The organism is Cellulomonas dongxiuzhuiae (genome assembly GCF_018623035.1).
GTDB lineage: Bacteria > Actinomycetota > Actinomycetes > Actinomycetales > Cellulomonadaceae > Cellulomonas > Cellulomonas dongxiuzhuiae.
In genome coordinates, this window is record NZ_CP076023.1 from 328,091 (window position 1) to 353,122 (window position 25,032).

Below are 25,032 nucleotides of genomic sequence, written 5' to 3' on the forward strand. Positions count from 1 at the left end.
GGTGCTCCTTGACAACAATATCTGTCAATGGTCGGAGGGGTCGGGCTCCTTCCGGTACGGCCGGGTCGTCGGGGCGGCCTTCCCCGAGCCGGAGCGGTGGTTCTCCGGTAGGACAGGGGCATGCCCGAGGTGAGCCGCGAGGTCGAGGTGACGTTCTCCGCAGACGACGGCGACGAGCTGCCGAGCCTGGCCGCGCTCGCAGGGTCGCCGGACGACCCCGTGCCGTTGCTCAGCGGCGAGCCGGAGCGGCAGGTGCTGCGCACCACCTACGTCGACACGGCGGACCTGGACCTCGCGCGGCACGGGATCACCCTGCGCCGGCGCGTCGGGGGCGAGGGCGGCGGCTGGTTCCTGACCGTCCCGGGCGGCGCGCCCGGAGGCTCGCAGGTCCGTCGGCCGCCGGGGCGTGCCGGCAGCGCGGTGCCCGACGAGCTGCAGCGGCTCGTGCGGGCACGTACCGGGGGCCGGCTGCTGGCCCCGGTCGCGAGGGTCACGACGGGGCGCACCGTCCACCGGGTGTTCGACGCGACGGACCGTGTGGTCCTCGAGCTGACGGACGACCGCGTGAGCGCACGCCGGATCCTGCCGGTCGAGGGGTCCGGCGAGGCGGCGGGCGCCCAGGTCACGTGGCGCGAGATCGCGGTCGTCACGCCGGACGCGGACGGCGAGCGCCTGGCGGCGGTCGCCGGTGCGCTGCGCGAGCGCGGCCTGACCGAGGGGCCGCGCACCTCCGAGCTCGCCCGCGTCCTGGACGTCGGGACGCCCGCGCCGCACGACGGGCGCCCGTCTCGCGGGCGTCCGACCGGGAGGAAGTCCTCGACGAGCAGCGTGGTCGTCGCGTACCTGACCGACCAGCTCGAGCAGATCCGGTCCCAGGACCTCCTGGTCCGGCTGGGTGCGCCCGGCAGCGTCCACAAGACGCGCGTGGCGACCCGGAGGTCGCGCAGCGCCCTGGCGACGTTCCGTGCCGCGTTCGACCCGGACGTCGTCACGCCGCTGCGGGCCGAGCTCAAGTGGCTCGCGGGGGTCCTGGGCGAGGTCCGCGACGCCGAGGTCATGCGCGCGCGGGTGCGCGACGTCCTCGAGGCGGGATCGGCGGACGCCACGGTCCCCCCCGCGCCGGCCGGGGTGGACGTGGGGTCCGCCCACGCCGTGGCCCGGACGGCGTTGCTGGCGGCACTCGACGGTGAACGGTACGACCGCCTGCTCGACGCCCTCGAGGAGCTCGTGGACGCTCCACCCACGACGGAGCGTGGTGACCGGCGCGCGGGCAAGCAGCTGCGGCGCGGGATCGCGCACGAGTACGACCACGTGCGGCGGCTCATGAAGCGCTCGCGGGCCGCGGGCGAGCCCGAGCGACGTGGCCGGCTGCTCCACGACGCACGCAAGGCAGCGAAGCGGACGCGGTACGCGGCCGAGCTCGCCGGTGACGTGCTCGGAGCCGACGCCCGCGCCTTCGCCGCGGCGATGGAGAGCCTGCAGGAGGCCCTCGGGGAGTACCAGGACACCGTCGTGCTGCGGGCGCACCTGCGCGAGCTCGCCGCGGGCACGACCGACCCGGCCGCCGCCTTCACCTACGGTCGCCTGCACGCCCTGGAGGAGGTCCGCGCCCGGGAGGCCGAGGGCCGGGTGCCGGCCGTCTGGGCCGAGGCCCGCAGGAAGCGCCTGCGCCGCCGGCTGCGCTGAGGAGCCGGTGGTCAGGCGGCTGCCACGCGGAACACCGGCCACCTGATCTCCGTGGCGCAGGGCCGGCCGCCCGGCCCGGGCGGCTACCGTGCGCCCATGAGCAACCTCGACGACGTCGGTGAACGGGACGGCTGGCGCTGCTGGCTGTGCGACGAGCCGGTCGACCCGGACGCGTCGGTGAACTCCGACCTCGGCCCCAGCGTCGACGCAGGTGTCGTCGCCAAGGGCAAGAAGGGCGGCGGCGGCACCGAGCGGCTCGCGCACCGGGCGTGCAACACCCGCAAGGGCGCCGTGAAGCCGGTCGTGGCGTGGTCGCCGGAGCTCTTCGTGGTCGACCCGGCACCCATCGCGGAGACGGTCGAGCGTCTGCGTCGCAAGGGCGGCCGCGAGGTCGTGGCGCGCTGCCCGAGCCGTGCGGACGCCGACCAGGCCGCCGACTGGCTGGTCGACCGGCTCTCGCGGTTCGCGCCCGACCTGCGCGTGACGACGCAGGTCGAGCCGGGCGGTGGGCAGTTCCTGCTGGCGCTGCGCACGGCCTGAGCGGTCGTCCTGCGCGCCCCACCGACGACCGCCCCACCCTGTCGCGAGAGAGCGATCCAGCTCTCGAGGTGACTGGATCGCTCTCTCACGACCGGGGGGTCGGCGTCAGGGGACGGGGATCCGGGAGACCGTGAAGGGCTCCGGCGTGCCGCCGGCCTCCCGTGTCGCGAACTGGCTGTTGACCACCAGCAGGTCGCGGCCCGCCCGGGCGATCGTCGTCGGGTCGTCGAACGACGGGTCGGTCGTGCGCGACACGACGGTCCCGGACCTCCAGTCGCGGTCGAGGTGCACGACCACGACGGACTGCGGGTCGGCCGTCCACTCGGCCGCGAGCAGGCGGTGGCCGTCGAGCAGCAGGCCGTCACCGGCGACGAGCCCACCACCGAGGTCGATCACCTCGACGCTGCCGTCGGTCAGCCCCACGCGGAACAGCTGCCCGGTCCGCGTCTTCGCGACGACCGCGGTCCGCCCGTCCCGCGAGATCACGAGCCCGTTGGCGTTGACGTCCTGGTCGTACGTGAACGCGGTGCCCTCGAACGACACGACCGGCTCCAGCAGCTCCGTGCCCGTCGTCCGGCGCTCGCGGCCGTCGATCCGGTAGAGCACCGGGCGCAGGGAGTCGGTCACGTACACGTCGCCCCGCGGGCCGACGGCGAGGTCGTTGACGAACGCCGGCGTGCCGTCCTGCACGACCTGCCACGACCCGGTCAGCTCACGGGTCCGCAGGTCGTAGGCCCACACGCGCCCGGTGGCGCCCCCGGCGACGAGCAGCGTCCGGCCGTCGACCTTGAGCCCCACCGCCATCGTGCGGCCGTCCTGCCCACCGGGCAGGAACGGGGTGGCCGTCGGCTCGTCGAGATCGCCGCGGTAGATCGTCCCGTCGGTCGTGCTGCTGACGTAGAAGTCGTCACCCCGCGCGGCGACGCCCTCGGGGTAGACGTCGTCCGCCGCCGGGCCGAGGGGGTCGAGCAGGTACGTCGTCGGCCGGTCGGGGCCGTGGCCCGGACCGTGCCCGGGTCCGTGCGCGGACGCCGGGACGGCGGCCACGAGCGTGAGGGCGACGGCGGTGGCGAGGGCGGTCGTGAGCTTGGAGCGCATCGGTGTACCCCTTCGGCGGGGGCGTCCGTCTCACCGGGCGCGGGCCCCCACCGACGCCGGGAGTGCACCGGGAGGAGCGGGACGAAACCGGCGCGGCCCCCACAGTAGGGACGGCCCCGAGCGCAGCGCCAGACGTGGCTGGGCCCACGGTCCCGTGCTGGCCCAGGCGTCGTCTGCTCCACCGGGGGACGATCGGCCGCGACGCGTACCGACCGCACCTACGCTCGGGGCATGGACCCTCAGGGCGCGCTCCGGTACCTGGCCGGGCGTGGCCTGCTGACCGGCCCGGCGGACCACCGGCGCGTCGAGCGCGTGCTCGTGGACGACGGGTGGACGCCGTGCGGCGCGGGCGACTGGGCGGTGGCGCTGCGGTCGCCCGACGGGACGCTGGCCGCGCGCATCAGCCCGTTCGACCCCACCGGCCCGTACTCGGCGGCGATCTACGCGCGGGCGGCGCACACGCGCCAGGTCCCCGCACTGGTGGTGCACCGACGGTTGACGGGAGGCGGCGACCTGCAGGTGCTCGAGTGGCTCGCGCCGGTCCCCGCCGACGAGGCGACGGTGTTCCAGGAGGCTCTCGCGGAGCCGCGCCCGGACCTGGCGGAGCTCGCCGCCGTCGTGGACGACGTCCACGCGCAGGCTCGCCGCGAGCTGCCGTGGTGCGGGCCGCTGGACCGCAACCCCGCCAACGTCATGCGCACCGTGGACGGGCGGCTCGTCGTCCTCGACCTCCTCTACGCGGACGGCCCGGACCTGTACTCGACGGCCGCCTCGGACCCTGACCGCCTCGTCGCGCTGATCCCGCAGGACGAGCGCCGGTTCATGACCGAGATCCCCCTGGCGACCTCGGGTCCGTGGGACCCGGCGGCCCGTGAGGCGCTGCGTGCGGCGGTCGCGGCGGCCGACGCGCGACGTGCCCCGGTGCCGGCGGCGGACGAGCCGTAGCCCGCGACGGGCCGGCACCGGGCCGCAGCGTCGTCAGGCGGTCGCGTCGAGACGCTCGAGCTCCTCGCCGCTCAGCTCGAGGTCGGCCGCCAGGACGGAGTCCTGGATCGACGCGGGGCGGGACGCACCGGGGATCGGGACGACGACGTCGGCCTGCGCGAGCTCCCACGCGAGGGCCACCTGCTGCGGGCTGACGCCGTGCGCGTCCGCGACCTGCGCGAACGGCGCGAACGCGTCGCCCAGCCCGCCCGCCTTGCCGATGCCGCCCAGCGGGCTCCACGGCAGGAACGCGATCCCGAGCTCGGCGCACAGGTCGAGCTCCGCCTGCGAGGACCGGAACGCGGGGGAGTACTGGTTCTGCACGGACGCGAGCCGCCCGCCCAGCACGTCCTGCGCGAGCCGGATCTGCTCCGGGTTCGCGTTGGAGACGCCCGCGAGGCGGATCGTGCCGGCGTCGAGCAGCTCGACGAGCGCCCCGACCGACTCCTCGTACGGCACCTCGGGGTCGGGGCGGTGGAACTGGTAGAGGCCGATCGCCTCGACCCCGAGCCGGCGCGCCGACTCCTGCGCCGCCTTCTTCAGGTACTCGGGCCGGCCGTTGAGCGTCCAGGACCCGTCGCCGGGGCGCAGGTGACCGCCCTTGGTGGCGACGAGGACGGACGAGGTGTCGCCGCCCCACGTGCGCAGCGCCTCGGCGATGAGCTCCTCGTTGTGGCCGACCTCGTCGGCGTGCAGGTGGTAGGCGTCCGCGGTGTCGATCAGCGTGACGCCCGCGTCGAGCGCGGCGTGGATGGTGGCGATCGAACGTGCCCGGTCCGGGCGGCCCTCGATGGACATGGGCATGCCGCCGAGGCCGATCGCGCTGACCGGGACGTCGGCGATGTGTCGTGTCTGCATGGGTCCATCCCACTGCGCCGCGGGCCCGAGCGCACGCGGGAGGAGGAGAAGCGCACCCGCCGAAGCTCGGACTCTGTCGAAAAAGTAGCCTGCCGGGCTACTATTCCGGTACAGCAGACGGCGAGGAGGTGCCCGACATGGCCAACGTCCAGATCGCGGCACGCCCGATGCGTGCCGTGCGCCCTGCCGACCTGGACGGGGTCTTCGTCAACCCTCGCGCGGTGCTGCGCCAGCGGGCCGCGGCGGGCAAGGTGCGCAAGATCGCCCATGGCGTGTACGTCGCCGTGCCGGACGACGCCTACGACCCCCAGCGGTGGCGCCCAGCGTTCGAGGCAGCTGCAGGCGCAGTCGGCACCGCCATGTTCGGCGACCGACGCGCTGTTCTCATGGGGCTGGCCGCCGCGCGGCTGCACCGGGTGGTCCCCCGTGCCCGTGCCCGGGCCGAGCTGGCGGTCGAGCGTCGCCACGCTCCGGTGAGGCTCGCCGACCGCGAGCACGGCGTCGTGGACTTCGTGCGCCGCGACCTGGACGACCTTGACGTCCAGCCGATGAGGACCGAGCTCGGCACCATGCTCGTCACGACCCCCGAGCAGACGCTCGTCGACCTCGCGCTGGAGCGCACCGCCGACCCCGCTGACGTCCGAGAGGCGATGCGCGGACTCGCGCGCAAGGCCGACTGGGGCAAGGTCGAGAAGATCGCCGGCACCCGGCACGGCGGCAAGAAGGCCATGGTCACGCTGCGTGCCCTCCGCGGTGAGGTCGAGCCTTGAGCCTGGCCGACGCCGAGCTGACCTGGGTGAGCAGTTCGGCCCGCTGGTGTGGGACGAGGACCCGCGCACCGCGGCGGACACCGAGTCGATCTACCTCAACGCCGGCGAGGACGTCACGATCAAGTTCCAGCTCGTCGACACCGCCAACCGGGCCTCCTGGCCCCACGAGGAACGCGCGATCCTGCAGCGCTACTCCGATGCCCCGGCGGCGGTCCTCAACGTCCCGACGTCCCCAGCGGCCGTGGCGATGAAGCTCAGCGCGTGGGTGGACCGACGTACCCCGCGAGACCTGTACGACCTGTGGGCGATGAGCCAGGCCGGGATGATCACCGCCGACGCCATCGACGTCTACCGCCGTTGGGGCCAGAGTGGTCGTCCGTTCGAGAGCTTCGTGTTCTCGCACCCCCCGACCGATTCCGTGTGGGAGGACGCGCTGGGCCACCAGTGCCGTCTGCGGGCCACGCCCGTCGAAGCCATCGAGTCGGTCGGCCGCGCGCTGGACGAGCTCCGTGCGATCCAAGGCGGGTACGCGCCTGACCACAGCCCGGAGACCGCTTGGCTGAGCCGGCCCCAGAGCCGGCGCAGCAGTGTCCCGGTCTCTGGCGCCGACCTGCGCTGAGCAGTCACCCGACCGGATCGGGCAGTGACGATCGGGCCGTCGGCCCGGTGACCCCGGCAGGCTCGAGCGCGGAAGGGAGCACCGTGATCGCCTGGCTCAACCGGCTCGTCGACCTCGTCGAGGACGACCTGACCGAGGACCTCGACGTCGTCGCGCTCGCGGCGACCCTGGGCACGACCGAGTACCACCTGCGTCGGATGTTCTCGTCGCTGGCCGGGATGCCGCTGTCGGAGTACGTGCGGCGGCGGCGCATGACGCTCGCCGCGGCCGACCTCGTCGGCGGCTCGGACGACCTGCTGGGCCTCGCGGTGCGGTACGGGTACGGCTCCACGGAGGCCCTCGGCCGGGCGTTCCGGTCCGTCCACGGCATCGCACCCGCGCAGGCCCGGCGCGACGGTGGCCCCTTCCGCACCCAGCCACGCCTCAGGTTCCGCCTGACCGTCGAAGGAGCACACCCCATGGACGTCCGCCTCACCTACCGCCCCGGCTTCCGGCTCGTCGGGCACGCCGCACGCGTGCCGCTGCAGCACCGCGGCGTCAACGCCGCCATCCAGCGGCACGTCGAGTCGCTCGACCCGGGCGAGCACGTGCGTCTCAAGGCGCTCGGCGACACCGAGCCGCGCGGTCTGCTTGCCGTGAGCGACGACGTCGACCCCGACGCGCGCGAGGGCACCGAGCTGACCTACCTGCACGGGGTCGCCGTCACGGACGCCGTCGAGGTCCCCGCCGACCTCGACCTGCTGCCCGTCGCCGCGGGCACGTGGGCCGTCTTCCGGGCCGCCGGTCCCTACCCGCAGACCCTGCAGGGCCTGTGGGCGTCGACCGCGACCGAGTGGTTCCCGTCGAACCCCTGGCGGCTGCGCCCCGGGCCGTCGGTCGTCGCGGTGCTCGAGCGCGCCGACGACCTCAGCACCGCGACCGTCGAGCTGTGGCTGCCGGTGGAGGCCGACTGAGGGACGGCAGGGTGCCGGCGCGTCAGCCGAGGACGGCCGCGTTCAGCGCGTCGCTCAGCGCGGGATCGCGGTCGAGCGGCGTGCCGTCCAGGCTGACCGCCGGCACCACGCCCATCAGCGCGTTCATGACCAGCACCTGGTCGGCCGCCTGGAGGTCCGCGACCGTGAGGCGTCGGTCCTCGACGACGAACCCGCGGGCCGGCAGGAGCCGGCGGACCTCGCCGGCCGTCGTGCCCGGCAGCGCGTGCTCGGACGCCGGGAACCGGACCGTCGTGCCGTAGACGCCGCACAGGCTCGCCGTGCTCGTCTCGGACACCGTGGCGTCGGCGTTGAGGATCACGGCCTCGTCGGCGTCGTGCTGCTGCGCCCAGGCGCCCGCGAGGCGGTAGTGCAGGTGGTTGAGCGTCTTGTGGTCGGCGAGGTGCGTGTGCCGCCGGTGCGGGTACGTCCGCAGGCGCAGGCCGCCGTGCAGACTCAGCGCCGGGCGCGGGGTGTACGGCCGGGCGGACGCGAACAGGGTCGGGGCCGGCGGCGCACCGGGCGCGTTGCCGGCGGCGGCGACCAGCTTGACGACGGCGGTGGTGCGCGCGAGCCCGTTGCGCTCGACCAGCCGTGCGACGACGTCGGCCCACGTGACGTCCGGCGGTGACCCGCCGAACAGCGCGCGCCACGTGCGCTCGAAGCGCTCGACGTGGGCTGCCAGGAGGACCGGCCGGCCGCCCTGGACGCGCAGCGTCTCGAAGAACCCGTGGCCGTACGCCAGACCCTCGCTGTCGAACGGCACCGACGCCGCGGCCGCGGGGACGAACCGGCCGTCGTGCCAGACCGTGCGTCGGTCCTCGACGGTGACGTCCGCCCGCAGCGCCGCCATGAGCGTGCGCCCCTTGTGCAGCGTCTCCTCGTACTCGCTCGCGGGCTCGGAGTCGATGACGATGCCGCCACCCACCGAGAACACGGCGCGGCCGCCGGTGAACGTCGCCGTGCGGATCGCGATCGACAGGTCCATCGTGCCGTCGAACCCGACGTACCCGATGCTGCCCGTGTACACGTGCCGGCGGACCGGCTCGAGCTCGTCGATGACCCCCATCGCGCGGATCTTCGGGCAGCCGGTGATCGAGCCGCCCGGGAACGTCGCACGCAGCAGGTCGACGGCGTCCGCCCCGGGCCGCAGCTCGCCCGTCACGGTCGAGACCAGGTGGTGCACGTTCTCGTACGTCTCGAGGCGCTTGTGCTCCGTCACGCGCACCGAGCCCGGCCGGCACACGCGGGCGACGTCGTTGCGCAGCAGGTCGACGATCATCGACAGCTCGGCGTCCTCCTTGGGGCTCTCGCGCAGCTCGGTGCGCAGCGCCGCGTCCTGCGCCGGCGTCGCGCCGCGCGGTCGCGTGCCCTTGATCGGGCGCGTCTCCACCTCGCCGTCGCGCAGCCGGAGGAAGCGCTCCGGGGAGGTCGAGACGATCTGGTGGTCCCCGGCGTTGACGTAGGAGAAGAACGGCGCCGGGTTGGCGGCGAACATGGCGGCGAAGCAGTCGAAGGGGTCGCCGGTGACGGGCGCCGTGAAGCGCTGCGACATGTTCACCTGGTAGACGTCGCCCTCGACGATGTACGCGCGGATCGCCTCGACGGACGCGAGGTACTGCTCGCGCGAGAGCGTCGACGTGAGCGGGCCCGTCGCCGCCACCGTCCCGGCGGGGGGCGCCGGGGCACGCAGCGCCGCGGTGAAGCGCGCCACGCGGCCGTCGACCGCGTCCGCGTCGTCGTCCTCCAGGTGCATCACGACCAGCGTCGTGGTGCCGGCGACGCGGTCCCGGACCAGCAGCACGCTCGGCGCGACGAGGTGCAGGAGCGGCAGCCCGAGGTCGTCGACGCTCGTGCGCGGCAGGACCTCGAGGCAGTCCTTCAGGTCGTACGCGAGGTAGCCGAGCAGGCCGCCGGCCAGCGGCAGCCCTGCCTGCGCGGGGACGTGCACGCGGTCGAGCACCCCGCGCAGCGCCGTGAACGGGTCCTGGTCGAGCTCGGTCCGTCGCGAGCCGTCGACGAGCGTGGTCCGCTCGCGGTGCCCGGTGAGCGTGAGCCACGGGTCGACGCCGAGGACGTCGTACCGCGCGCTGTCCTGCTCGCCCCCGCTGAGCAGGGCCACCGTCCCGGGCAGGTGCGCGAAGCGCCGCACCACGTCCACGAAAGGCTCGTCGAGGTCCACGGGCTCGCGGTGGAGGCCCGTCACCGTGCGGAGCGGGGACGGCGGGCGGTCGGTCACGGCAGTCATGATGGCTCCTCGGTGCTACAGCGTGGTGAAGCCGCCGTCGACAGGCAGGTACGTGCCGGTCATGAACCGGGACAGGTCGCTCGCCAGGAACACGACGGCACCGGCCATGTCCTCCGGCAGGCCGTTGCGGCGCATCGGGGAACGCTCCGCGACGGACTCCTTGACGTGGGGCGCCATGGGCATCGCGGCGTCCGTCAGCGTCAGCCCCGGCGCGACCGTGTTGGCACGCACACCGTGCGGACCGAGCTCGGTGGCGAGCGAGCGCATGAACGCGTCGACCGCCGCCTTCGCGGTGCTCTGCGCGAGGAACCCCTCGTTGCTGCGCTTGGACAGCGTGCTCGACACCGCGATGATGCTGCCGCTCCCGCGCCGGACCATCTCCGGTGCGACCGCCTGGCACGGGTGGAACACGGCCTTGAGCTCGTCGGCGACCTTGCGCTCCAGGTCCGCCCAGTCGTACCCGAGGAACGGCGCGTGCCGGAAGTGCATGTGCGCGTTGGTCACCAGCACGTCGATGCGCTCGAACCGCTCGTGCACCGCGGCGACCATCGCGGCGACGGAGTCGGGGTGCGTGACGTCCGCCCCGAAGATCTCCGCCGTCCCGCCGTCCGTCTCGATGAGGTCCTTGACGTGCCGGGCCTGCGCCTCGCTGTCCCGGTAGTTGACGGCCACCGTGGCGCCCTGCTCCGCCAGCAGCAGCGCCGTGGCGAGCCCGATGCCGCGGCTGCCGCCGGTGACCAGCACGACCTTGTCGTGGAGCAGCCCGCTGCCGGACGTGCGCGAACGCGGCACGCGCGCGGCCCGGCGGGACGACGCGCCGCGCACGCCCGCGGGCAGGCGGGCGATCTCGCGGTCGACCACCGCGGCGAGCGCGTCGAGGCGCGGTGCGTCGAACACCTCGGAGAGGCCGAGCGCGACCCCGAACGCGTCCTTGATGCGGGCCAGGACCCGCATCGCCGCCAGCGAGTGCCCGCCGATCTCGAAGAAGTGCGTCCGGCGCCCGATGCGTGCGGCGGGCACGTTGACGACCAGGCCCCAGATGCCCGCGAGCGTGCGCTCGGTCGCGGTGGCCGGCGCCTCGTAGGCGCCGCTCTGCTGCAGCTCGCCCTGCGTCTCGCGCAGCGCGCGCCGGTCGAGCTTGCCGTTCGGCAGCTGCGGCATCGCGTCGAGCAGGACGAACGCGTCGGGCACCATGAAGTCGGGCAGTCGCGCCTGCAGGAAGGAGCGCAGCGCCGCGACGTCCACGGCCCGTCCGGGCAGGCACGTGAAGAACGCCACCAGCCGGTCGCCGCGCCCCACGACGGCCCGGGCCCGGATGCCCTCGAAGCCGCTCATCACCTCCTCGACGTGACGCACGTCGAGGCGCGAGCCGCGGACCTTGACCTGGAAGTCCCAGCGGCCGATGAAGTCCAGCGTCCCGTCGGGCAGGTACCGCACGACGTCGCCGGTGTTGTAGAGCCGGTCGCTCGGCTCGGTGCCGAACGGGTTCGGCACGAAGCGCTCGGCGGTCAGGGCGTCGAGGCCGTGGTAGCCGTCGGGCACGCCGACGGAGGCCACGTGCAGCTCGCCGGGGACGCCGTCGGGGACCAGGCGGCCGTGGCGGTCGAGCACGTAGAGGCGGGTGTTGGCGATGGGGGTGCCGATGGGGACGAACTCGCTGCGACCGTCGTCGCCCGACGTGTCGTGGTAGGTCACGTCGTTGAGCTCGGTGCACCCGTAGTTGTTGACCAGTCGCGCACCGGGCACGAGGTCCCGGAAGGCGAGCACCTGCGCCCGGGTCAGCGGCTCGCCCGCCGTGACGACGACCCGCATCGCGGGCAGCCGCGCGCCGCTCGACGCGAGGTGCTCCAGGAGGCCCGCGAGGTGCGACGGGACGATGTTGAGACGGCTGACGTGGTGCTCGGCCAGCGCGTCGGCGAAGGCCGCCGTGTCGCGCACGGTCGCGTCGTCGAGGACCACCTGGGGGCACCCGTTGAGCAGGCCCGCGAACAGCTCCTTGACCCCGACCGCGAACGCGGCCGTCGTCTTCTGCGCCACGACCTCACCGGGTGCGAACGGCAGGCTGCGCTCCAGCGAGGTCAGCCAGTTGACGAGCTGGCGGTGCGGCACGCGGACGCCCTTGGGCGTCCCCGTGGACCCGGAGGTGTACATGACGTAGGCGAGCGCGTCCGGGTGGATGCGCTCCCACGGCGCCGTGGCGGCCGGGTCCGCGTCGCCGACCTCGTCGATCAGCACGCACCGTGTGTCGTCGACGCCGAGCAGGCCGCGGTGCGGCGCGTCCGAGACGACGGCACCGGGGCGCGCGTCGGCGAGGATCTGCTGCAGGTAGGACGCCGGGTAAGCCGGGTCGAGCGGTACGTACGCGGCGCCCGCCTTCCAGACGCCCAGCAGGGTGGCGAGCAGGTCGCCGCCGCGCGGCAGGCAGACGGCGACGAGCTCGCCCGGTGCGGTGCCTCGCGCCGTGAGCGCGTGCGCGACCCCCTGCGCCCGCCGTGCGACGTCCCGGTAGGACCACGTCCCGTGCCGGTCCCGGCACGCCACGGCGTCCGGCGTCCGCTCCACCTGCGCGTCGAACCGCTCGACGAACGTCCACGCGGGCGCCTCGGTGACCGCTGCGCCGTCGGAGCGCCCCACGAGCTCGGCCACGTCGGCGTCGCGCAGCAGCGGCAGGTCCACGACGCGCGCGTCGGCGTCGGCGACCATGCCCTCGAGGACGCGCTGGTGGTGGGCCAGGAGCCGCTCGACGGCCTCCCGGTCGTACAGGTCCGACGCGTGGACCACCTCGACCTCGAGCCCGTCGCCGTCGCCCGCGTACGACATCTCGATCTCGCACCGGGCGGGGACGTGCTCCTGGGCGAGCAGCGTCAGCAGGTCCTCGTCGGCCTCGTCGGGCTCGGGGAAGCCGCGGAACGTCACGCCACCGGGCAGGGGCGTCTCGAGCGACGTGCGGGGGAAGTTCTGGTGCCGCATGACGACGGGCACCAGCGGGTTGGCGCTGCCGCGTCGCGCGACGTCGGTGGCCTGCAGGATCCGCTCGAAGGGCACGGGCCGCTCGAACGCCCCCAGCACCTGGGCGCGCACGGCCTCGAGCAGGGCCGCGACGGTGGCCTGCTCGTCGATGCGCACACGCAGCGGCAGGATGTTGACGAAGAACCCGATGAGCGGCTCCAGCGCGACGTCCGGACGGTCGGACGTCGTGGTGCCGATGCACAGGTCGTCCCTGCCGGTGTAGCGGCTGAGCGTGACGCCCAGCCCCGCGAGCAGGGTCATGAACAGCGTGCATCCGTGCCGGCGGGACAGGCGCTCGAGCGCCCGGGACAGCTCGACGGGGTAGCGGTGCACGACCGTGCCGCTCGTCGTGCCCGACCGCGGCTGCCGCGCGCGCACGGTGGGCAGCTCGAGGCTGTCCTCGTAGCCGTCGAGGGTCGCGCGCCAGTACTCCAGCTCGTCCGTCACGTCGGCCGTGCGCTGCGTGCGGGCGAAGTCCCGGTACTGGACCGTCAGCGGCGGCAGGTCCGGCTCCTCGCCGCGGCACAGGGCCCCGTAGGCGCGGTGGAGCTCGCCCAGCAGGACGGCCTTGAGGGACCAGGCGTCGGCGGCGATGTGGTGCACGTTGAGCAGCAGCAGGTGGCGGTCGCTCGCGAGCCGCAGCAGCCGGGCGACCACGACCGGCCCCCGGTGCAGGTCGAAGCGGTGCTCGAGGAACCGGTCGAGCTCCTCGAGCAGGGTCACGCGGTCGACGTCGACGACCGGCAGCGGCACGTGCCCGGGCAGTGCGACGAACTGCCGGGCCTCGCCCCCGTCCGTCTCGCCGTAGGTGGTCCGCAGGACCTCGTGACGGGCGACGACGAGGTCCACGCTCCGCTCGAGCGCGGAGACGTCCAGGTCGCCCCGGACGGTGAGCAGCAGGGGCAGGTTGTAGCTCGTCGTCCCGGGGTTGCGACGGTGGTGGACCCACAGCCGCTCCTGGAACCACGACAGCGGGGAGCCGCCACCGGTCGACGCGGGGAGCGCCTCGAGGCCGGTGGCGACGTGCAGACTCTGGTCAACGGCCATGCGTGTCTCCTGTACCGGGGGAGCCCGCACGGGCGGGCCATGTCCGAATCATCCCGTTCCGGGACCCTAATCGCGAAACGCGCAGGTCGGGGCGCGCACGCGGGCTCGAGGTGCCCCGCCGCGCGTCCGGGCGCACGATGGAGACGACGGGGGATCCCCCGGTCACCACCACGACAGATCGGTGCGGAACCTGCGGCAGGCGGCCGGGACGTGCGCCGCCGACGGACGTGGCACCGAGGGGCAGGGGCGCCACATGTGCACAGGCATCAGGTTCTCGGACGGTAGCGGTCACCTCTACCTCGCACGGAACCTCGACTGGACCAGCGGCTACGGGGAGCGGGTGGTGGCGACGCCCACCGGGTACTCACCCAGGTCACCCTTCGGTGCGGTGCCGGCCATCCGGCACGCGGTCATCGGCATGGGCATCGTCGAGGAGGACACCCCGCTGTACTTCGACTGCGGGAACGACGCCGGGCTCGCGGTGGCCGGCCTGAACTTCCCCGGCTACGCGCAGTACGCGACCGGGCCCGTCGACGGCGCGACCAACGTCGCCGCCTTCGAGTTCCCGCTGTGGGTGGCCTCGCAGTTCGGAAGCGTCGACGAGGTCGAGGCCGCGCTGCAGACGGTCGCGATCGTGGACAAGCCGATCAACGAGAAGTTCCCGAGCTCGCTGCTGCACTGGATCATCGGCGACGCGAACCGGGCGATCATCGTCGAGTACACGGCGGACGGCATGCACGTCTTCGACGACGACGTCGACGTGCTCGCCAACCAGCCGGGATTCGGCTGGCACCACGAGAACCTGCGCAACTACCTCAACACCTCGCCGCACTTCCCGGAGGAGACCGTGATCGGCCGGGCGAGCCTCACGCCGTTCGGCTCCGGGTCGCACATGCGCGGCATCCCGGGCGACTACTACTCGCCCTCCCGGTTCGTCCGTGCGGCGTACGTCCACGCCCACTACCCGACCAAGAGCACCGAGGAGGACAACGTCAGCCGCGCGTTCCACACGCTGCAGCAGGTCGCCATGGTCGACGGCAGCGCCGCCATGGGCTCGGGCGAGTTCGAGAAGACCATCTACACCGGGCTCTTCTCGTCCCGGGCGACGACGTACTACTGGAACACCTACGACGACCCGGCGATCCAGAGCGTCGCGCTCGCGGACCTCAAGCCCGACGGGTCGGAGCTGGTGGTCGCCTAGGGGCGGTGGCCGACCGCGCCAGGTCGGTCGTCATCCGCGCCGTCGCCGCGCGCTCGGAACGGCTCGGGCGCACGGCGAGCAGGGCCCACAGGATCGTCGTGAGGTCCACGGCCTCCTGCAGCCAGGCGCCGGCGAGAGCGGGCAGCGCGCCCGCGGCGGCGACGAGCATGAGGCCCACCGACAGCACGACGCCGATGCCGATGGCCTGCCACGCGACCCGCAGCGTGCGGTCGCCGATCTGCACCGCGCGCGCCACGCGGGACAGGTCGTCGACGGTGACGACGACGTCCGCGGACTCGCTCGCGGCGCTCGCCCCGCGCGCGCCCATCGCGATCCCGACGTCCGCCGCCGCGAGCACCGGGGCGTCGTTGACGCCGTCGCCGACCATCATCACGGGACGACGGGGGGCGGTGCGGATCGCGTCGACCTTGTCCTGCGGCAGCAGCTCGGCGCGGACGTCGTCGATGCCGGCCTCGGCCGCGACACGGCGCGCGACCTGGGCGCCGTCACCGGTCAGCATCATGACGGTCCCGACGCCCGCACGGTGCAGGGCCGCCATGGTCGCGCGGGTCTCGGGGCGCAGCTCGTCCGCGAGCGTCAGGTGGCCCGCGGGGCGTCCGTCGACGGCCACGTGGACGCCCGTGGCGCCGTCGGCCTGCGGCGGCGCGACGCCCGTCTCGCGCGCGACGTAGCGGGCGCTGCCGACCACGACGACCCGGCCGCCGACCGTGCCGCGCATCCCGTGCGCGGGCACCTCGACGACGTCCTCGGCTGCCGGGACGACGAGGCCGTCCTGGCGCGCGCGGTCGACGACGGCGTCGGCGAGGGGGTGGCTCGAGTACTGCTCCACGGCGGCGGCGAGCACCAGCAGCTCCGCGGGCGTCATGCCCTCGGCGTGGACCTCGGTCACGCGTGGCTCTCCGTGCGTGAGCGTGCCCGTCTTGTCGAACGCGACCGTGCGCGCGCGGGCCAGCTGCTCCAGCGTGCCGCTGCTCTTGACGATGATCCCGGCCCGCGCGGAGCGTGACATGCCGGCCATGAACGCCACGGGGGCGGCGATGATCAGGGGGCACGGCGTGGCCACGACGAGGACCTCGGCGATGCGCGACGGGTCGCCCGACACCAGCCACGCACCGACGGCCAGCGCCAGGGCGCCGATCGTGAACGGCACCGCCACCCGGTCGGCCAGCCGCACGAAGGGCGCCTTCGAGTCCTGCGCCTCACGGACGAGCGCGACGATGCGCTGGTACTGGGAGTCGGCCGCCGCCGCGGTGGCCCGCAGCTCGATGGCCTCGCCACCGTTCACCGAGCCCGACAGCAGGGCGTCGCCCCGGGCGTGGTCGACCGGGAGCGACTCCCCGGTCAGCGACGACTCGTCCAGGGTCGCGTCGGGGGACTCCAGCAGGCCGTCGACGGGCACCGCCTCGAACGGGCGCACCAGCAGCCGGTCCCCGACGACGACGTCCTCGACCGGGACGTCCGTGGGCTGCCCGTCGGGCCCGAGGCGGTGCGCCGTGCGGGGCGCGTTCTGCAGCAGCCCGGTCAGCTCGCGCTTCGCCCGGCCCGCGGCGTAGTCCTCGAGGGCCTCGCCGCCGGTCAGCATGAGGCACACGACCAGTGCCGCCCAGTACTCGCCGACGGCCACGGTCGAGACGATGGCGGTGACCGCGAGCAGGTCGATGCCGTGGTTGCCCGCACGCAGGTCGTCGACCATCCCGCGGGCCTGCACGAGCGCGACGACGACGGCGAAGGCGGAGACGACCCAGCGGGCCGCACCGGCGGGACCGGTCGCCTCGAGCAGCCCGCCGACCGCCGCGACCGCGAGGGTGGCGAGCACGAGAGGGTGGGCGAGGACGCGCCCGACGAACGTGCGCATACCTCAGTGGTACGCCGCCGCGCAGCCGTCGACAAGCAAGGAGAGGCAGTCCTGACCTGCGTCGGAGCTCCGTGACGACGGCCGCCGGCCAGCCCTGCATCGAAGGATGGAACCCGCGGGGCCCCGTCGCAGGAGGCTCGATGGGGACCCCTGCTGATTCCTAGGTTCGAGAGCGACACCACAGCCCTCGACCACAGGAGCACACCATGAGCACCCTGACCACGGCCGAGGCGACGCGCACCGCCGTCCGCCTCGTCGACATCCACAAGACCTACCCGGCCCGCGAGCCCGTCCACGCGCTGCGCGGCGTGTCGCTGGAGCTGCTCGCCGGCTCCGTGACCGCGATCGTCGGGCAGTCGGGCTCGGGCAAGTCCACCCTCCTCAACTGCGCCGCGGGGCTCGACACCCCCAGCCGGGGCTCGGTCGTCGTCGGCGGCCACGACCTCACGACGCTGCGACCCGACGACCTCACCCGGTTCCGTCGCGAGCACGTGGGCTTCGTCTTCCAGGCGTACAACCTCATCGGCCACCTGACGGCCCGCGAGAACGTCCGCCTGCCGCTCGTGCTCGCGGGCCGCAAGGTCGACGAGGAGTGGGAGTCCCGGCTGCTGGAGTTCCTCGGCGTGCCGCACCTCATGGACCGGCTGCCGGGAGAGCTGTCCGGCGGGCAGGCCCAGCGGGTCGCGATCGCCCGTGCGCTCGTCACGCGGCCGGCCGTCGTCTTCGCCGACGAGCCGACGGGCGCGCTCGACTCCCGCACCGGGGTCGCCGTGCTGCAGGCGCTGCGCGACACGGCCCGCGAGCTCGGGCAGACCGTCGTCATCGTGACCCACGACGCGGGGGTCGCCGCCGCCGCGGAGCGTGTCGTCGTCCTCGCGGACGGGCTGGTCGTCGACCAGCTCGAGCGCCCCACCGCCGAGCAGGTCACCGCTCGCCTCCTCACGAAGGGTCGGTGAGCACCATGTGGCAGCTCGCGTCCTCGGGCGTCCGCGCCCACCGCGGTGCCTTCGTCGGCACCGCCGTCGTCCTCGCCGTCGCCGCGGCGGTCCTCGCCGTCACCGGTGTCCTGTTCGAGTCGGGCATGCACCTGCAGTCCGCCGGGGACGCCGCCTCCGGGGGGCTGCTCGTGTCCCTCGCCTCGTCGTACGCCGGCACGCTCATCGTCGTCGTCGTGATGGTCGTCGCGGCGACCGTCAGCCTCGCCCTGCGCAGCCGCCGCCGCGAGTTCGCGCTGCTGCGTGCCGTCGGCGCGACCCCGTCGCAGGTGCGGCGCGCCGTCACCCTCGAGGTCGGGGTCGTCTCGCTGGTCGCCGCGCCGCTGGGGGCCGTCGCCGGCCTGTTCGGTGCACGCCTGCTCGACCCCGTGCTCGTGCGCAGCGGCATGGTCGGGCCGGACTTCACGTCCTCGCTCTCGCCGCTGCCCGTGCTGGTCGCCGTCGCGCTCATCGCGGTCACCGCGGTGCCCGTGGGCCGGCTCGGCGCCCGCGAGGCCGCACGCACCGCCCCCACCGCGGCGCTGCAGCAGAGCGCCGTCGAGGACCGTCAGGTCGGGCTGGGACGCCGGCTGACCGCGCTCGCCATGACCCTCGGCGGCCTGGGCATGGCGTTCTCGACCCTGTGGATCCCGGGTGTGACCGGCAGCGCGATGGCCTCGCTGTCGGCGTTCCTGCTCGTCGGTGCGGCCGCACTCGCCGGTCCGGTGCTCGTCGGCTGGATCTTCGACCGGGTCGCACGCATGCACCCGGCCGGTGGTCGCCCCGCCACGATGCTCGCCGTGCGCAACGTCCGCGGCTTCTCGCGGCGCCTGACCACCGTCGTGGTGCCGCTCGCCCTGGTCGTCTCCGCCGCGACGATCCAGACGAGCGTGAACCGGGCCCTGACGACCGCGACCGAGCAGGAGTTCGTCGCCTCGGTCGCCGCAGACCTCGTCGTCACGCCCACGCAGGACGCGGCGCCGGACCTGACCGCACAGGTCGCCGAGGTGCCCGGCGTCGCCGCCGCCGTGCCGCTCGCCATGATCCCGGCGGAGGTGCGCACCGACAGCGAGGGCGGCGCGCTGGCCTGGGAGGCCACCACGCTGCGGGTCGTCCCCGCCGGCACCACGGCGCTCGACCCGGACGTCGTCACGGGCTCGCTCGCCGACATCGACGCCCCGGACACCGTGGCCGTCAGCAGCGACACGGCGTTCACGTCGGGTGCCGGGCTGGGGGAGACGCTCACGCTCCGCCTCGGGGGTGACGAGGTCGACGCGACCGTCGTCGCGGTGTTCTCGCGCGGCATGGGCGTCGCGGGGGTCATCACGGGTCCGGCGACGGCCGAGGCCCACGGGCTGCCGGTCGTGGCCGACACCCTCCTGGTCGACCTCGCCGACGGCGCGGACGCGTCCGGCACGACCGCGGCGATCACCGCGCTGGGCGCGACGGCGACGGACCCGCAGACCCACATCAGCACCGCCACGGGCGCGGCCGGCAACGAGAACGAGGTCGGGACGGCGCTGCTCCTGCTGCTGCTCGCGGTCGTCGCGGTCGGGGCGGCCAGCACGCTGGCCATGACCACGGTCGCGCGGCGCGACGAGCTCGCGCTGCTGCACCGCACGGGCACCACCCGTCGCCAGCTCATGGCGATGACAGGCGTCGAGGCGGCGATCACGGGCGTGACGGCCTGGGTCGTCGGGACCGTGGCGGTCGTCCCGGCACTGATCGGCGTGAGCGCGGGGGTGCTCGACGGGCCTCCCGTGGTGGACGTGCCGGCGTACGGCGTCGTCAGCGCGGCCGTCGTGGTGTTCGCGCTCGTCGCGACCGCACTGGCGGCCCGCCGCACGACGCAGGTGGCGACGGCCGTGGCATAGCCACGCGGCACGGGACGTGCGCTGGGTGCGGGCCGAGGCCTCCGCTCAGCGCACGTCCGTGCCCACGGGCGCCGTCGGGTCCGGGACGGGCGGCACGCGGGTGGTCAGGACGAGCGCGTCGGGCTGGACGGGCGTGAGGCCCCAGTGCCGGTAGGCCACCGCGTGCCGCGCGTCCGCCGCGTGCGTGCCGATGGTCTGCCCCGGGGCGACGCGCTCACGCACCAGCTCGGCCACGGCGAGGAGCGCGTGCTCGCCGGGTTCGGCGGCCAGGCCGGCGACGAACCAGGTGACGGGCGGCATGCGCACGATGAGCGCCTTGTGCGCAGCGAGCACGAACCACGGCACCAGGATGACGGCCAGGGGCGCGGGCAGCACGACCCAGAACCACAGCCAGACGGCGAGCTCGGCACCGAAGCCGGCGTCCGAGGCCATGGGGAACACTCCGGCGAGGGTGAGGGCGACGCCGGAGAGCCAGGCGCCGCCGATGCTGGCGGCGCCGGCGACGACGCCGGCGGTGCATGCGCGCACACCCATCTGAAGCTGCCCTCGGGCGTCGACCCGGGCGAGCTGGACGACCACGCGCCGGTCGCGGTGGAACCACCCGGGCAGCACGACGACCATCACGGCGATCGAGGCGACCAGGACGCGCCGTGCGAACGGCCCGCTGCGACGCGGGGAGTGCGCGAGCACAGCGGTCGCCATCAGCCGGCTCAGAGCGGGGACGTCCCGGAGAGCGGGCGGTCGCATGCGGTGGTCGGGTCGCATGGGTGCATGTTCGCAGGCGGCGCGGGCGTGCCGGGGTCGAATCGACCACGATCCCGGGGTGCGACCCCCGTACGCGCGACTACGCGCGACGGTGCGCCGGCGTCGGGGTCACGCCGTGGCGGGTGACGTCACTCTCGCGCCCTGGGCGATCGTCGGCGGTGCCGAGTTGAGCTGCTCGATCGCGAAGCCCGCGGCCGCCTTGTACCCGGCCATGAACGCGGTGCGCTCGGGCTCCGGGACGACGTCCTCGATGTCGTCGAAGTCCCCGCCGCACCGCTCGTCGACGAGGTCGAGGAGCCCGAACGGCCCGGCCCCGCGGTTGCGCAGGACCAGCTGGGAGATCGGGCCGCACAGCTGCGCGTCGAACGCGCCGAGCGCGTCGGCGCCCACGCCGTGCCGCACCATCGCGGCCCCCAGGTGGCGCGCGTCCATGATCGCCTGGCTCGCGCCGTTGGAGCCCGTCGGGTACATCGCGTGCGCGGCGTCCCCGACGAGCAGGACCGGGCCGTCCCGCCAGGTGGGGACGGGGTCGCGGTCGATCATCGGGTTCTCGTAGACGACCTCGGCGCGCGCCAGCAGGTCCGGCACGTCGAGCCAGTCGTACGTCCAGCCGTCGAAGTGGTGCGCGAACTCCTCGACGCCGACCTGCCGGAACCAGCCGCTGCGCTGCCAGGCGGTGTCGTCGACCGTGAGCTCGGCGATCCAGTTGACCGTCGCCAGGCCCGTGACGGGGTCGGCGGGGGAGATGGGGTAGACCACGACGCGGTGCCGGGCGGAGCCGAGGCCCACGAACGACGAGCCGGTGCGCACGGGCACGGCCTGCGTGGTGCCGCGCCACATCATCGTGCCGCCCCAGTGGATGGGCGGCTGGTCGGGGTGCATCTGCGCGCGGACGGCCGAGTGGATGCCGTCGGCGCCGATCAGCAGCGTCCCGTCCTCGCGCCACGGCGCCCCGTCGGGGTGCTGCCCAGTCGCGGTGACCGAGCCGTCGGCGTTCTTCTCGTACCCGGTCACCCGGTGACCCAGCCGGATCGCGTCGACGCCGGCGCGGTCCTGCAGCGTCTGCGCGAGCAGCAGCTGCAGCCGGCCGCGGTGCAGCGCGTACTGCGGCCAGCGGTACCCGGCGTCGAGCCCGCGCGGCTCGCTGTAGATGTCGTGGCCGTTGCGCCCGACCAGCGCCCACTCGCGCGCGGGGACGCCGATCGTGTCGAGTACGTCGGGGCCGATCCCGAGGTCGTCGAGCTCGCGCACGGCGTTGGGCTGCAGGTTGATGCCCACCCCGAGCGGCGCCAGCTCGCGCGCGCCCTCCAGGACCGTGAACGGCACGCCGATCTGGTGCAGCGTCAGTGCGACGGCCAGCCCGCCGATCCCGCCGCCGGCGACGAGCACCCGTGGTTCCGTCATGTCCGAGGTCCTCATCCCACGCTGTAGAGGTCGATCTGCACGGTGCTCGCGTCGCGCGCGCCCGTGCCGACGAACACCATCCGGTTGAGCCACCGGTAGTCCGGGTGGCCGCTCTCGAGCCGTGCCGTCGAGCGCATGTAGTACGACTCCGGCGGCGTGGGAGCGCCGGACGCGAGCTGTCGCATCACCTCGGCCGGCCCGTGGCGGTAGCCGGTGTTGACGATCTCGACGATCGCGCCGTCGGGCGTCTCGAAGGCGTAGCGCGCGTGCAGCTCGGCCACGTCGTCGTGCGTGACCGACTGCCAGTCGGCGCCGAGGTTCAGGATCGTCCCGCTGACCCTGCCGGTGACCCGCCCGCCGACGATGGGGATGATGCGCCGCTGGGCGAACCGGCCGAGGCCGAGGTCCATGATCGGCGCGAGCTCGACCTCGAGCGTGCAGAACGGCTCCACGTCGGGTGGCGGCAGTGCCAGCACGGTGTCCTCCGGGGCGTCGGGTGCACGGAACCCTACCGGCGGGCCGCCGGGTCCGAAGAAGGAGATCCGCGAGCTCCGGTCGAGCGGGAGCGGCCCCAGTGGCAACGTTGGTGCCGACCGCGATGAAGAAGTCCATCGCCCACTCGGTGTTCACCGTCATGGCAACGGCGACAGGGCGGTCTTTGAACCAGTCCGGGTCGAACGTCGTGCCCGTGCTCGCCTCCCCGTCCTGACTCACCCGGTCCCCGGCGATGTCGGACCCGCGCGACAGGCTGACCGCCATGAGCACTCTCCGCGTCGCTGTCACCCAGCCGACCGCCAGCCCCGACCCGCGCCGCAACGGCGCGGTGACCCGCCAGCTGATGCGCACCGCGGCCGCCCAGGGAGCGCGCCTGGTGCTCTTCCCCGAAGGACACCTCTCCGGCTACGCCAAGGAGCAGGTCAGCGACCTCGCCGACGTGGACTGGTCGGTGGTTCACGAGGAGACAGAGGCCGTGGCCGAGCTCGCAGGCGAGCTCGGCCTGTGGGTGGTCCTCGGCTCTAGCCACCCGCTGACGCCACCGCACCGACCCCACAACAGCATGTACGTCATCTCCGACACCGGTCGGGTGATCGACCGCTACGACAAGCGCTTCTGCTCCGCCGCTGAAACCTTGCACCACTACACCCCCGGCACCGATCCAACGACGTTCGAGGTGGACGGGTACCGCTTCGGCATCGCGGTGTGCGTGGAGATCAACTTCCTGAACGTGTTCACCGAGTACGCCGCGCTCGGGGTGGACTGCCTGCTCCTCCCCGCCTACCCGATCGATGCGATCTTCCGGACCAAGGCGCAGGCAATGGCCGCCATCAACACCTACTGGGTCGCCGTCTCCTCCGTCGCACAGAGGCGCCAGCTCGTCCCCGCGGAGGTGTTCGGCCCCGACGGCACGTCCCTGACTGCGGCTGCCGGCGACGAGGCGATCGTCCACGCCGACCTGAACCGCGACGACCCGCAGTTCCACATCGCCTTGGACCTGGCTCGCCCCTGGCGAGGCAGTGCTCACGACGGCAGCTTCTACCGGGGGTACCTGGTGGACGACCCTCGCAGCAGCGTCAAGACCGCACTCTGACGCGGCGCTCTCGCCACCAGCAACCCAGGCTCCCCGGTCCCTGCCCCCCCACGCTGGCTCTGAGCCCGGCGCCCGCGGATGTGGGCACTTCTTCGCGCCGCGATCACGAGAAGTGGGCACATGCGTGACCTCTTTCGCGCCTCGGCGATCGCTTCGGGGGTGCGTCGGCTGCCACCATGGCCCGGTGACCGAGCCGATCGACCTCGCCCACCACACGGGCTACCTCGTGCGCCGGGCGCAGCAGGCGCACCTCGCCGCGTGGGCGCAGGAGGTGGGGTCCCGCCTGACGAACGTGCAGTTCGGCGTGCTCAACGTCCTGCACACCCGGGGGGAGGCCAGCCAGCGTGACCTCTGCGACGACCTCGACCTCGACCGGTCGACGGTCGCCGGGCTCGGCGCACGGCTGGAGGCCCGCGGGCTGATCGAGCGCGTGCGGGCGGAGGCGGACCGACGACGCAACGTCGTGCGGCTCACGGACGAGGGTCTCGCTGCGCTCGCCGAGCTCGTCCCGGCGGCCACCCGCGTGGACGACGTCCTGACGTCCGCGCTGACGCGACAGGAGCGCGAGACGCTCCAACGGCTGCTCACCAAGATCCTGGTGCAGGAGCGTGCGGCCGCACCGGCCGTCTCCTGACGGCAGGCGAGCGTCGGACCGCCCACCTCTGCCGAGCCGACGACGGGATCGACGCGTGTCCGTCGGCGGCAGGGCACCGCCTGGCAGGATCGGCGGATGGTCATCTACGACGAGATCGGCCGGACGTACACCTCCACCCGCGCGGCTGACCCCCGCATCGCTGCGCAGATCCACAGAGCTCTCGGGGACGTGTCGACCGTCGTGAACGTCGGCGCCGGCACCGGGTCCTACGAGCCGCCGACCACCGTCGTCGCCATCGAGCCGAGCAGGACGATGATCGACCAGCGGCCCGCCGGGTCCGCGCCGGCCCTGTGCGCGGTGGCCGAGTCGATCCCCCTCGTGGACGACGCGGTGGACGCGGCCCTGGCGGTCCTCACGGTGCACCACTGGACCGACCTGGAGCGCGGGATCGCCGAGCTGAGACGGGTCGCACGCCGTCGCGTCGTGGTCCTGACCTTCGACGAGACCGTGACCCGTGACTTCTGGCTGCTGCGCGACTACCTCCCCGCGGCCCGCGAGTACGACAGGGCGCACGCCGTCCCGATGGAGCGTCTCGTCGCGGCACTCGGCCCGTGCGAGGTGGAGCCCGTCCCCGTGCCCCACGACTGCGTCGACGGGTTCGCCGCCGCCTACTGGAGGCGGCCGGCCGCCTACCTGGACCCGTCGGTCCGGGCGGGGATGTCGGTGCTGAGCCGAATCGGCGACGCGGAGGTCCGCCAAGGACTGGATCGGCTCGAGAACGACATCGCGACGGGCGTGTGGGCCAGGACGTACGCCGACCTGCTGGACCTCGACGAGCTCGACGCCGGCTACCGTCTCGTGACGTCGGACCTGTAGGCGGCCCGCGCGCGGAAGCCGTCACGGAGCCGTCCGCGAGGAGCCCGGG

Annotated in this window: 20 protein-coding genes; 12 read left to right on the forward strand and 8 right to left on the reverse strand. The window is 74.0% G+C overall.

Annotated features, from left to right (window positions below; translation table 11 throughout):
* Window positions 1-120 precede the first annotated feature (120 nt).
* Together KKR89_RS01575 and KKR89_RS01580 are read left to right on the forward strand one after the other, a co-directional pair.
* Complete coding sequence (locus KKR89_RS01575) at window positions 121-1,686, forward strand: CYTH and CHAD domain-containing protein (protein WP_208196955.1); 1,566 nt, start codon at window positions 121-123, stop codon at window positions 1,684-1,686.
* A 96-nt stretch (window positions 1,687-1,782) separates the two neighbouring features.
* Entirely contained in the window at window positions 1,783-2,226 is a 444-nt protein-coding gene (locus KKR89_RS01580) for a hypothetical protein (protein WP_208196956.1), read from the forward strand.
* A gap of 105 nt (window positions 2,227-2,331) precedes the next feature.
* Here KKR89_RS01580 and KKR89_RS01585 read toward each other — a convergent pair whose 3' ends face one another.
* Window positions 2,332-3,324, reverse strand: coding sequence for an SMP-30/gluconolactonase/LRE family protein (locus KKR89_RS01585; RefSeq protein WP_214765653.1), 993 nt, complete (start codon window positions 3,322-3,324; stop codon window positions 2,332-2,334).
* A 231-nt stretch (window positions 3,325-3,555) separates the two neighbouring features.
* Between KKR89_RS01585 and KKR89_RS01590 the strand changes: the two genes are divergently transcribed.
* Window positions 3,556-4,269, forward strand: a complete 714-nt coding sequence (locus tag KKR89_RS01590; protein WP_208196958.1) for a hypothetical protein — start codon at window positions 3,556-3,558, stop codon at window positions 4,267-4,269.
* 33 nt (window positions 4,270-4,302) lie between these two features.
* Here the strand turns inward: KKR89_RS01590 and KKR89_RS01595 are convergent, their stop codons facing one another.
* Window positions 4,303-5,166, reverse strand: a complete 864-nt coding sequence (locus KKR89_RS01595) for an aldo/keto reductase (protein ID WP_208196959.1) — start codon at window positions 5,164-5,166, stop codon at window positions 4,303-4,305.
* 137 nt (window positions 5,167-5,303) lie between these two features.
* Between KKR89_RS01595 and KKR89_RS01600 the strand changes: the two genes are divergently transcribed.
* The 3 genes from KKR89_RS01600 to KKR89_RS01610 all read left to right on the forward strand — a co-directional run bounded on the left by KKR89_RS01600 (window position 5,304) and on the right by KKR89_RS01610 (window position 7,508).
* The gene (locus tag KKR89_RS01600; RefSeq protein WP_208196960.1) at window positions 5,304-5,936 is read left to right on the forward strand and encodes a type IV toxin-antitoxin system AbiEi family antitoxin; all 633 of its coding nucleotides are present in this window, start codon (window positions 5,304-5,306) and stop codon (window positions 5,934-5,936) included.
* A 46-nt stretch (window positions 5,937-5,982) separates the two neighbouring features.
* Complete coding sequence (locus tag KKR89_RS01605) at window positions 5,983-6,555, forward strand: nucleotidyl transferase AbiEii/AbiGii toxin family protein (RefSeq protein WP_208196961.1); 573 nt, start codon at window positions 5,983-5,985, stop codon at window positions 6,553-6,555.
* An 83-nt stretch (window positions 6,556-6,638) separates the two neighbouring features.
* Complete coding sequence (locus KKR89_RS01610) at window positions 6,639-7,508, forward strand: AraC family transcriptional regulator (RefSeq protein ID WP_208196962.1); 870 nt, start codon at window positions 6,639-6,641, stop codon at window positions 7,506-7,508.
* A gap of 22 nt (window positions 7,509-7,530) precedes the next feature.
* On the opposite strand, the gene pabB is transcribed toward KKR89_RS01610, so the two are convergent.
* Entirely contained in the window at window positions 7,531-9,774 is a 2,244-nt protein-coding gene (gene pabB / locus KKR89_RS01615; RefSeq protein ID WP_208196963.1) for an aminodeoxychorismate synthase component I, read from the reverse strand.
* A 15-nt stretch (window positions 9,775-9,789) separates the two neighbouring features.
* Entirely contained in the window at window positions 9,790-13,830 is a 4,041-nt protein-coding gene (locus tag KKR89_RS01620; RefSeq protein ID WP_208196964.1) for a hybrid non-ribosomal peptide synthetase/SDR family oxidoreductase, read from the reverse strand.
* 253 nt (window positions 13,831-14,083) lie between these two features.
* Between KKR89_RS01620 and bsh the strand changes: the two genes are divergently transcribed.
* Window positions 14,084-15,031: a choloylglycine hydrolase gene (gene bsh, locus KKR89_RS01625; protein WP_208196965.1), complete on the forward strand. Its 948-nt coding sequence runs from the start codon at window positions 14,084-14,086 to the stop codon at window positions 15,029-15,031.
* Here the strand turns inward: bsh and KKR89_RS01630 are convergent.
* Window positions 14,997-16,907 carry a heavy metal translocating P-type ATPase gene (locus tag KKR89_RS01630; RefSeq protein WP_208196966.1) on the reverse strand — a complete coding sequence of 637 codons (1,911 nt, stop codon included), beginning with the start codon at window positions 16,905-16,907 and terminating at the stop codon, window positions 14,997-14,999. The two genes, bsh and KKR89_RS01630, sit on opposite strands and share 35 nt — an antisense overlap.
* Window positions 16,908-17,113: 206 nt before the next feature.
* Between KKR89_RS01630 and KKR89_RS01635 the strand changes: the two genes are divergently transcribed.
* Window positions 17,114-17,863, forward strand: a complete 750-nt coding sequence (locus KKR89_RS01635; RefSeq protein WP_208196967.1) for an ABC transporter ATP-binding protein — start codon at window positions 17,114-17,116, stop codon at window positions 17,861-17,863.
* A 5-nt stretch (window positions 17,864-17,868) separates the two neighbouring features.
* Window positions 17,869-19,755, forward strand: coding sequence for an FtsX-like permease family protein (locus KKR89_RS01640; RefSeq protein WP_243883143.1), 1,887 nt, complete (start codon window positions 17,869-17,871; stop codon window positions 19,753-19,755).
* A 45-nt stretch (window positions 19,756-19,800) separates the two neighbouring features.
* On the opposite strand, the gene KKR89_RS01645 is transcribed toward KKR89_RS01640, so the two are convergent.
* The 3 genes from KKR89_RS01645 to KKR89_RS01655 form a co-directional block, all read right to left on the reverse strand.
* Window positions 19,801-20,520 carry a hypothetical protein gene (locus KKR89_RS01645; RefSeq protein ID WP_208196969.1) on the reverse strand — a complete coding sequence of 240 codons (720 nt, stop codon included), beginning with the start codon at window positions 20,518-20,520 and terminating at the stop codon, window positions 19,801-19,803.
* Between the two features lie 108 nt (window positions 20,521-20,628).
* Entirely contained in the window at window positions 20,629-21,924 is a 1,296-nt protein-coding gene (locus KKR89_RS01650; protein ID WP_208196970.1) for a flavin-dependent oxidoreductase, read from the reverse strand.
* An 11-nt stretch (window positions 21,925-21,935) separates the two neighbouring features.
* Window positions 21,936-22,400, reverse strand: coding sequence for a DUF3237 domain-containing protein (locus tag KKR89_RS01655; protein ID WP_208196971.1), 465 nt, complete (start codon window positions 22,398-22,400; stop codon window positions 21,936-21,938).
* Window positions 22,401-22,651: 251 nt separating this feature from the next.
* Between KKR89_RS01655 and KKR89_RS01660 the strand changes: the two genes are divergently transcribed.
* From KKR89_RS01660 to KKR89_RS01670, 3 genes are all read left to right on the forward strand, one after another.
* Window positions 22,652-23,512, forward strand: coding sequence for a carbon-nitrogen hydrolase family protein (locus tag KKR89_RS01660; RefSeq protein WP_214765655.1), 861 nt, complete (start codon window positions 22,652-22,654; stop codon window positions 23,510-23,512).
* A gap of 184 nt (window positions 23,513-23,696) precedes the next feature.
* Window positions 23,697-24,146 carry a MarR family winged helix-turn-helix transcriptional regulator gene (locus KKR89_RS01665; RefSeq protein WP_208196973.1) on the forward strand — a complete coding sequence of 150 codons (450 nt, stop codon included), beginning with the start codon at window positions 23,697-23,699 and terminating at the stop codon, window positions 24,144-24,146.
* 96 nt (window positions 24,147-24,242) lie between these two features.
* A complete protein-coding gene (locus tag KKR89_RS01670; RefSeq protein WP_208196974.1) occupies window positions 24,243-24,983 on the forward strand; it encodes a class I SAM-dependent methyltransferase in 741 nt (246 codons plus the stop codon).
* Window positions 24,984-25,032 lie beyond the last annotated feature (49 nt).

What these genes read in the sequence shown, in the direction of transcription:
- KKR89_RS01580 (WP_208196956.1), top strand. Translation starts at nt 1,783, where the DNA reads ATGAGCAACCTCGACGACGTCGGTGAACGGGACGGCTGGCGCTGCTGG.
- KKR89_RS01575 (WP_208196955.1), top strand. Translation starts at nt 121, where the DNA reads ATGCCCGAGGTGAGCCGCGAGGTCGAGGTGACGTTCTCCGCAGACGAC.
- KKR89_RS01630 (WP_208196966.1), bottom strand. Translation starts at nt 16,907, where the DNA reads ATGCGCACGTTCGTCGGGCGCGTCCTCGCCCACCCTCTCGTGCTCGCC.
- KKR89_RS01595 (WP_208196959.1), bottom strand. Translation starts at nt 5,166, where the DNA reads ATGCAGACACGACACATCGCCGACGTCCCGGTCAGCGCGATCGGCCTC.
- KKR89_RS01650 (WP_208196970.1), bottom strand. Translation starts at nt 21,924, where the DNA reads ATGACGGAACCACGGGTGCTCGTCGCCGGCGGCGGGATCGGCGGGCTG.
- KKR89_RS01620 (WP_208196964.1), bottom strand. Translation starts at nt 13,830, where the DNA reads ATGGCCGTTGACCAGAGTCTGCACGTCGCCACCGGCCTCGAGGCGCTC.
- KKR89_RS01635 (WP_208196967.1), top strand. Translation starts at nt 17,114, where the DNA reads ATGAGCACCCTGACCACGGCCGAGGCGACGCGCACCGCCGTCCGCCTC.
- KKR89_RS01600 (WP_208196960.1), top strand. Translation starts at nt 5,304, where the DNA reads ATGGCCAACGTCCAGATCGCGGCACGCCCGATGCGTGCCGTGCGCCCT.
- KKR89_RS01670 (WP_208196974.1), top strand. Translation starts at nt 24,243, where the DNA reads ATGGTCATCTACGACGAGATCGGCCGGACGTACACCTCCACCCGCGCG.
- bsh (WP_208196965.1), top strand. Translation starts at nt 14,084, where the DNA reads ATGTGCACAGGCATCAGGTTCTCGGACGGTAGCGGTCACCTCTACCTC.
- pabB (WP_208196963.1), bottom strand. Translation starts at nt 9,774, where the DNA reads ATGACTGCCGTGACCGACCGCCCGCCGTCCCCGCTCCGCACGGTGACG.
- KKR89_RS01585 (WP_214765653.1), bottom strand. Translation starts at nt 3,324, where the DNA reads ATGCGCTCCAAGCTCACGACCGCCCTCGCCACCGCCGTCGCCCTCACG.
- KKR89_RS01645 (WP_208196969.1), bottom strand. Translation starts at nt 20,520, where the DNA reads ATGCGACCCGACCACCGCATGCGACCGCCCGCTCTCCGGGACGTCCCC.
- KKR89_RS01660 (WP_214765655.1), top strand. Translation starts at nt 22,652, where the DNA reads ATGTCGGACCCGCGCGACAGGCTGACCGCCATGAGCACTCTCCGCGTC.
- KKR89_RS01590 (WP_208196958.1), top strand. Translation starts at nt 3,556, where the DNA reads ATGGACCCTCAGGGCGCGCTCCGGTACCTGGCCGGGCGTGGCCTGCTG.
- KKR89_RS01640 (WP_243883143.1), top strand. Translation starts at nt 17,869, where the DNA reads ATGTGGCAGCTCGCGTCCTCGGGCGTCCGCGCCCACCGCGGTGCCTTC.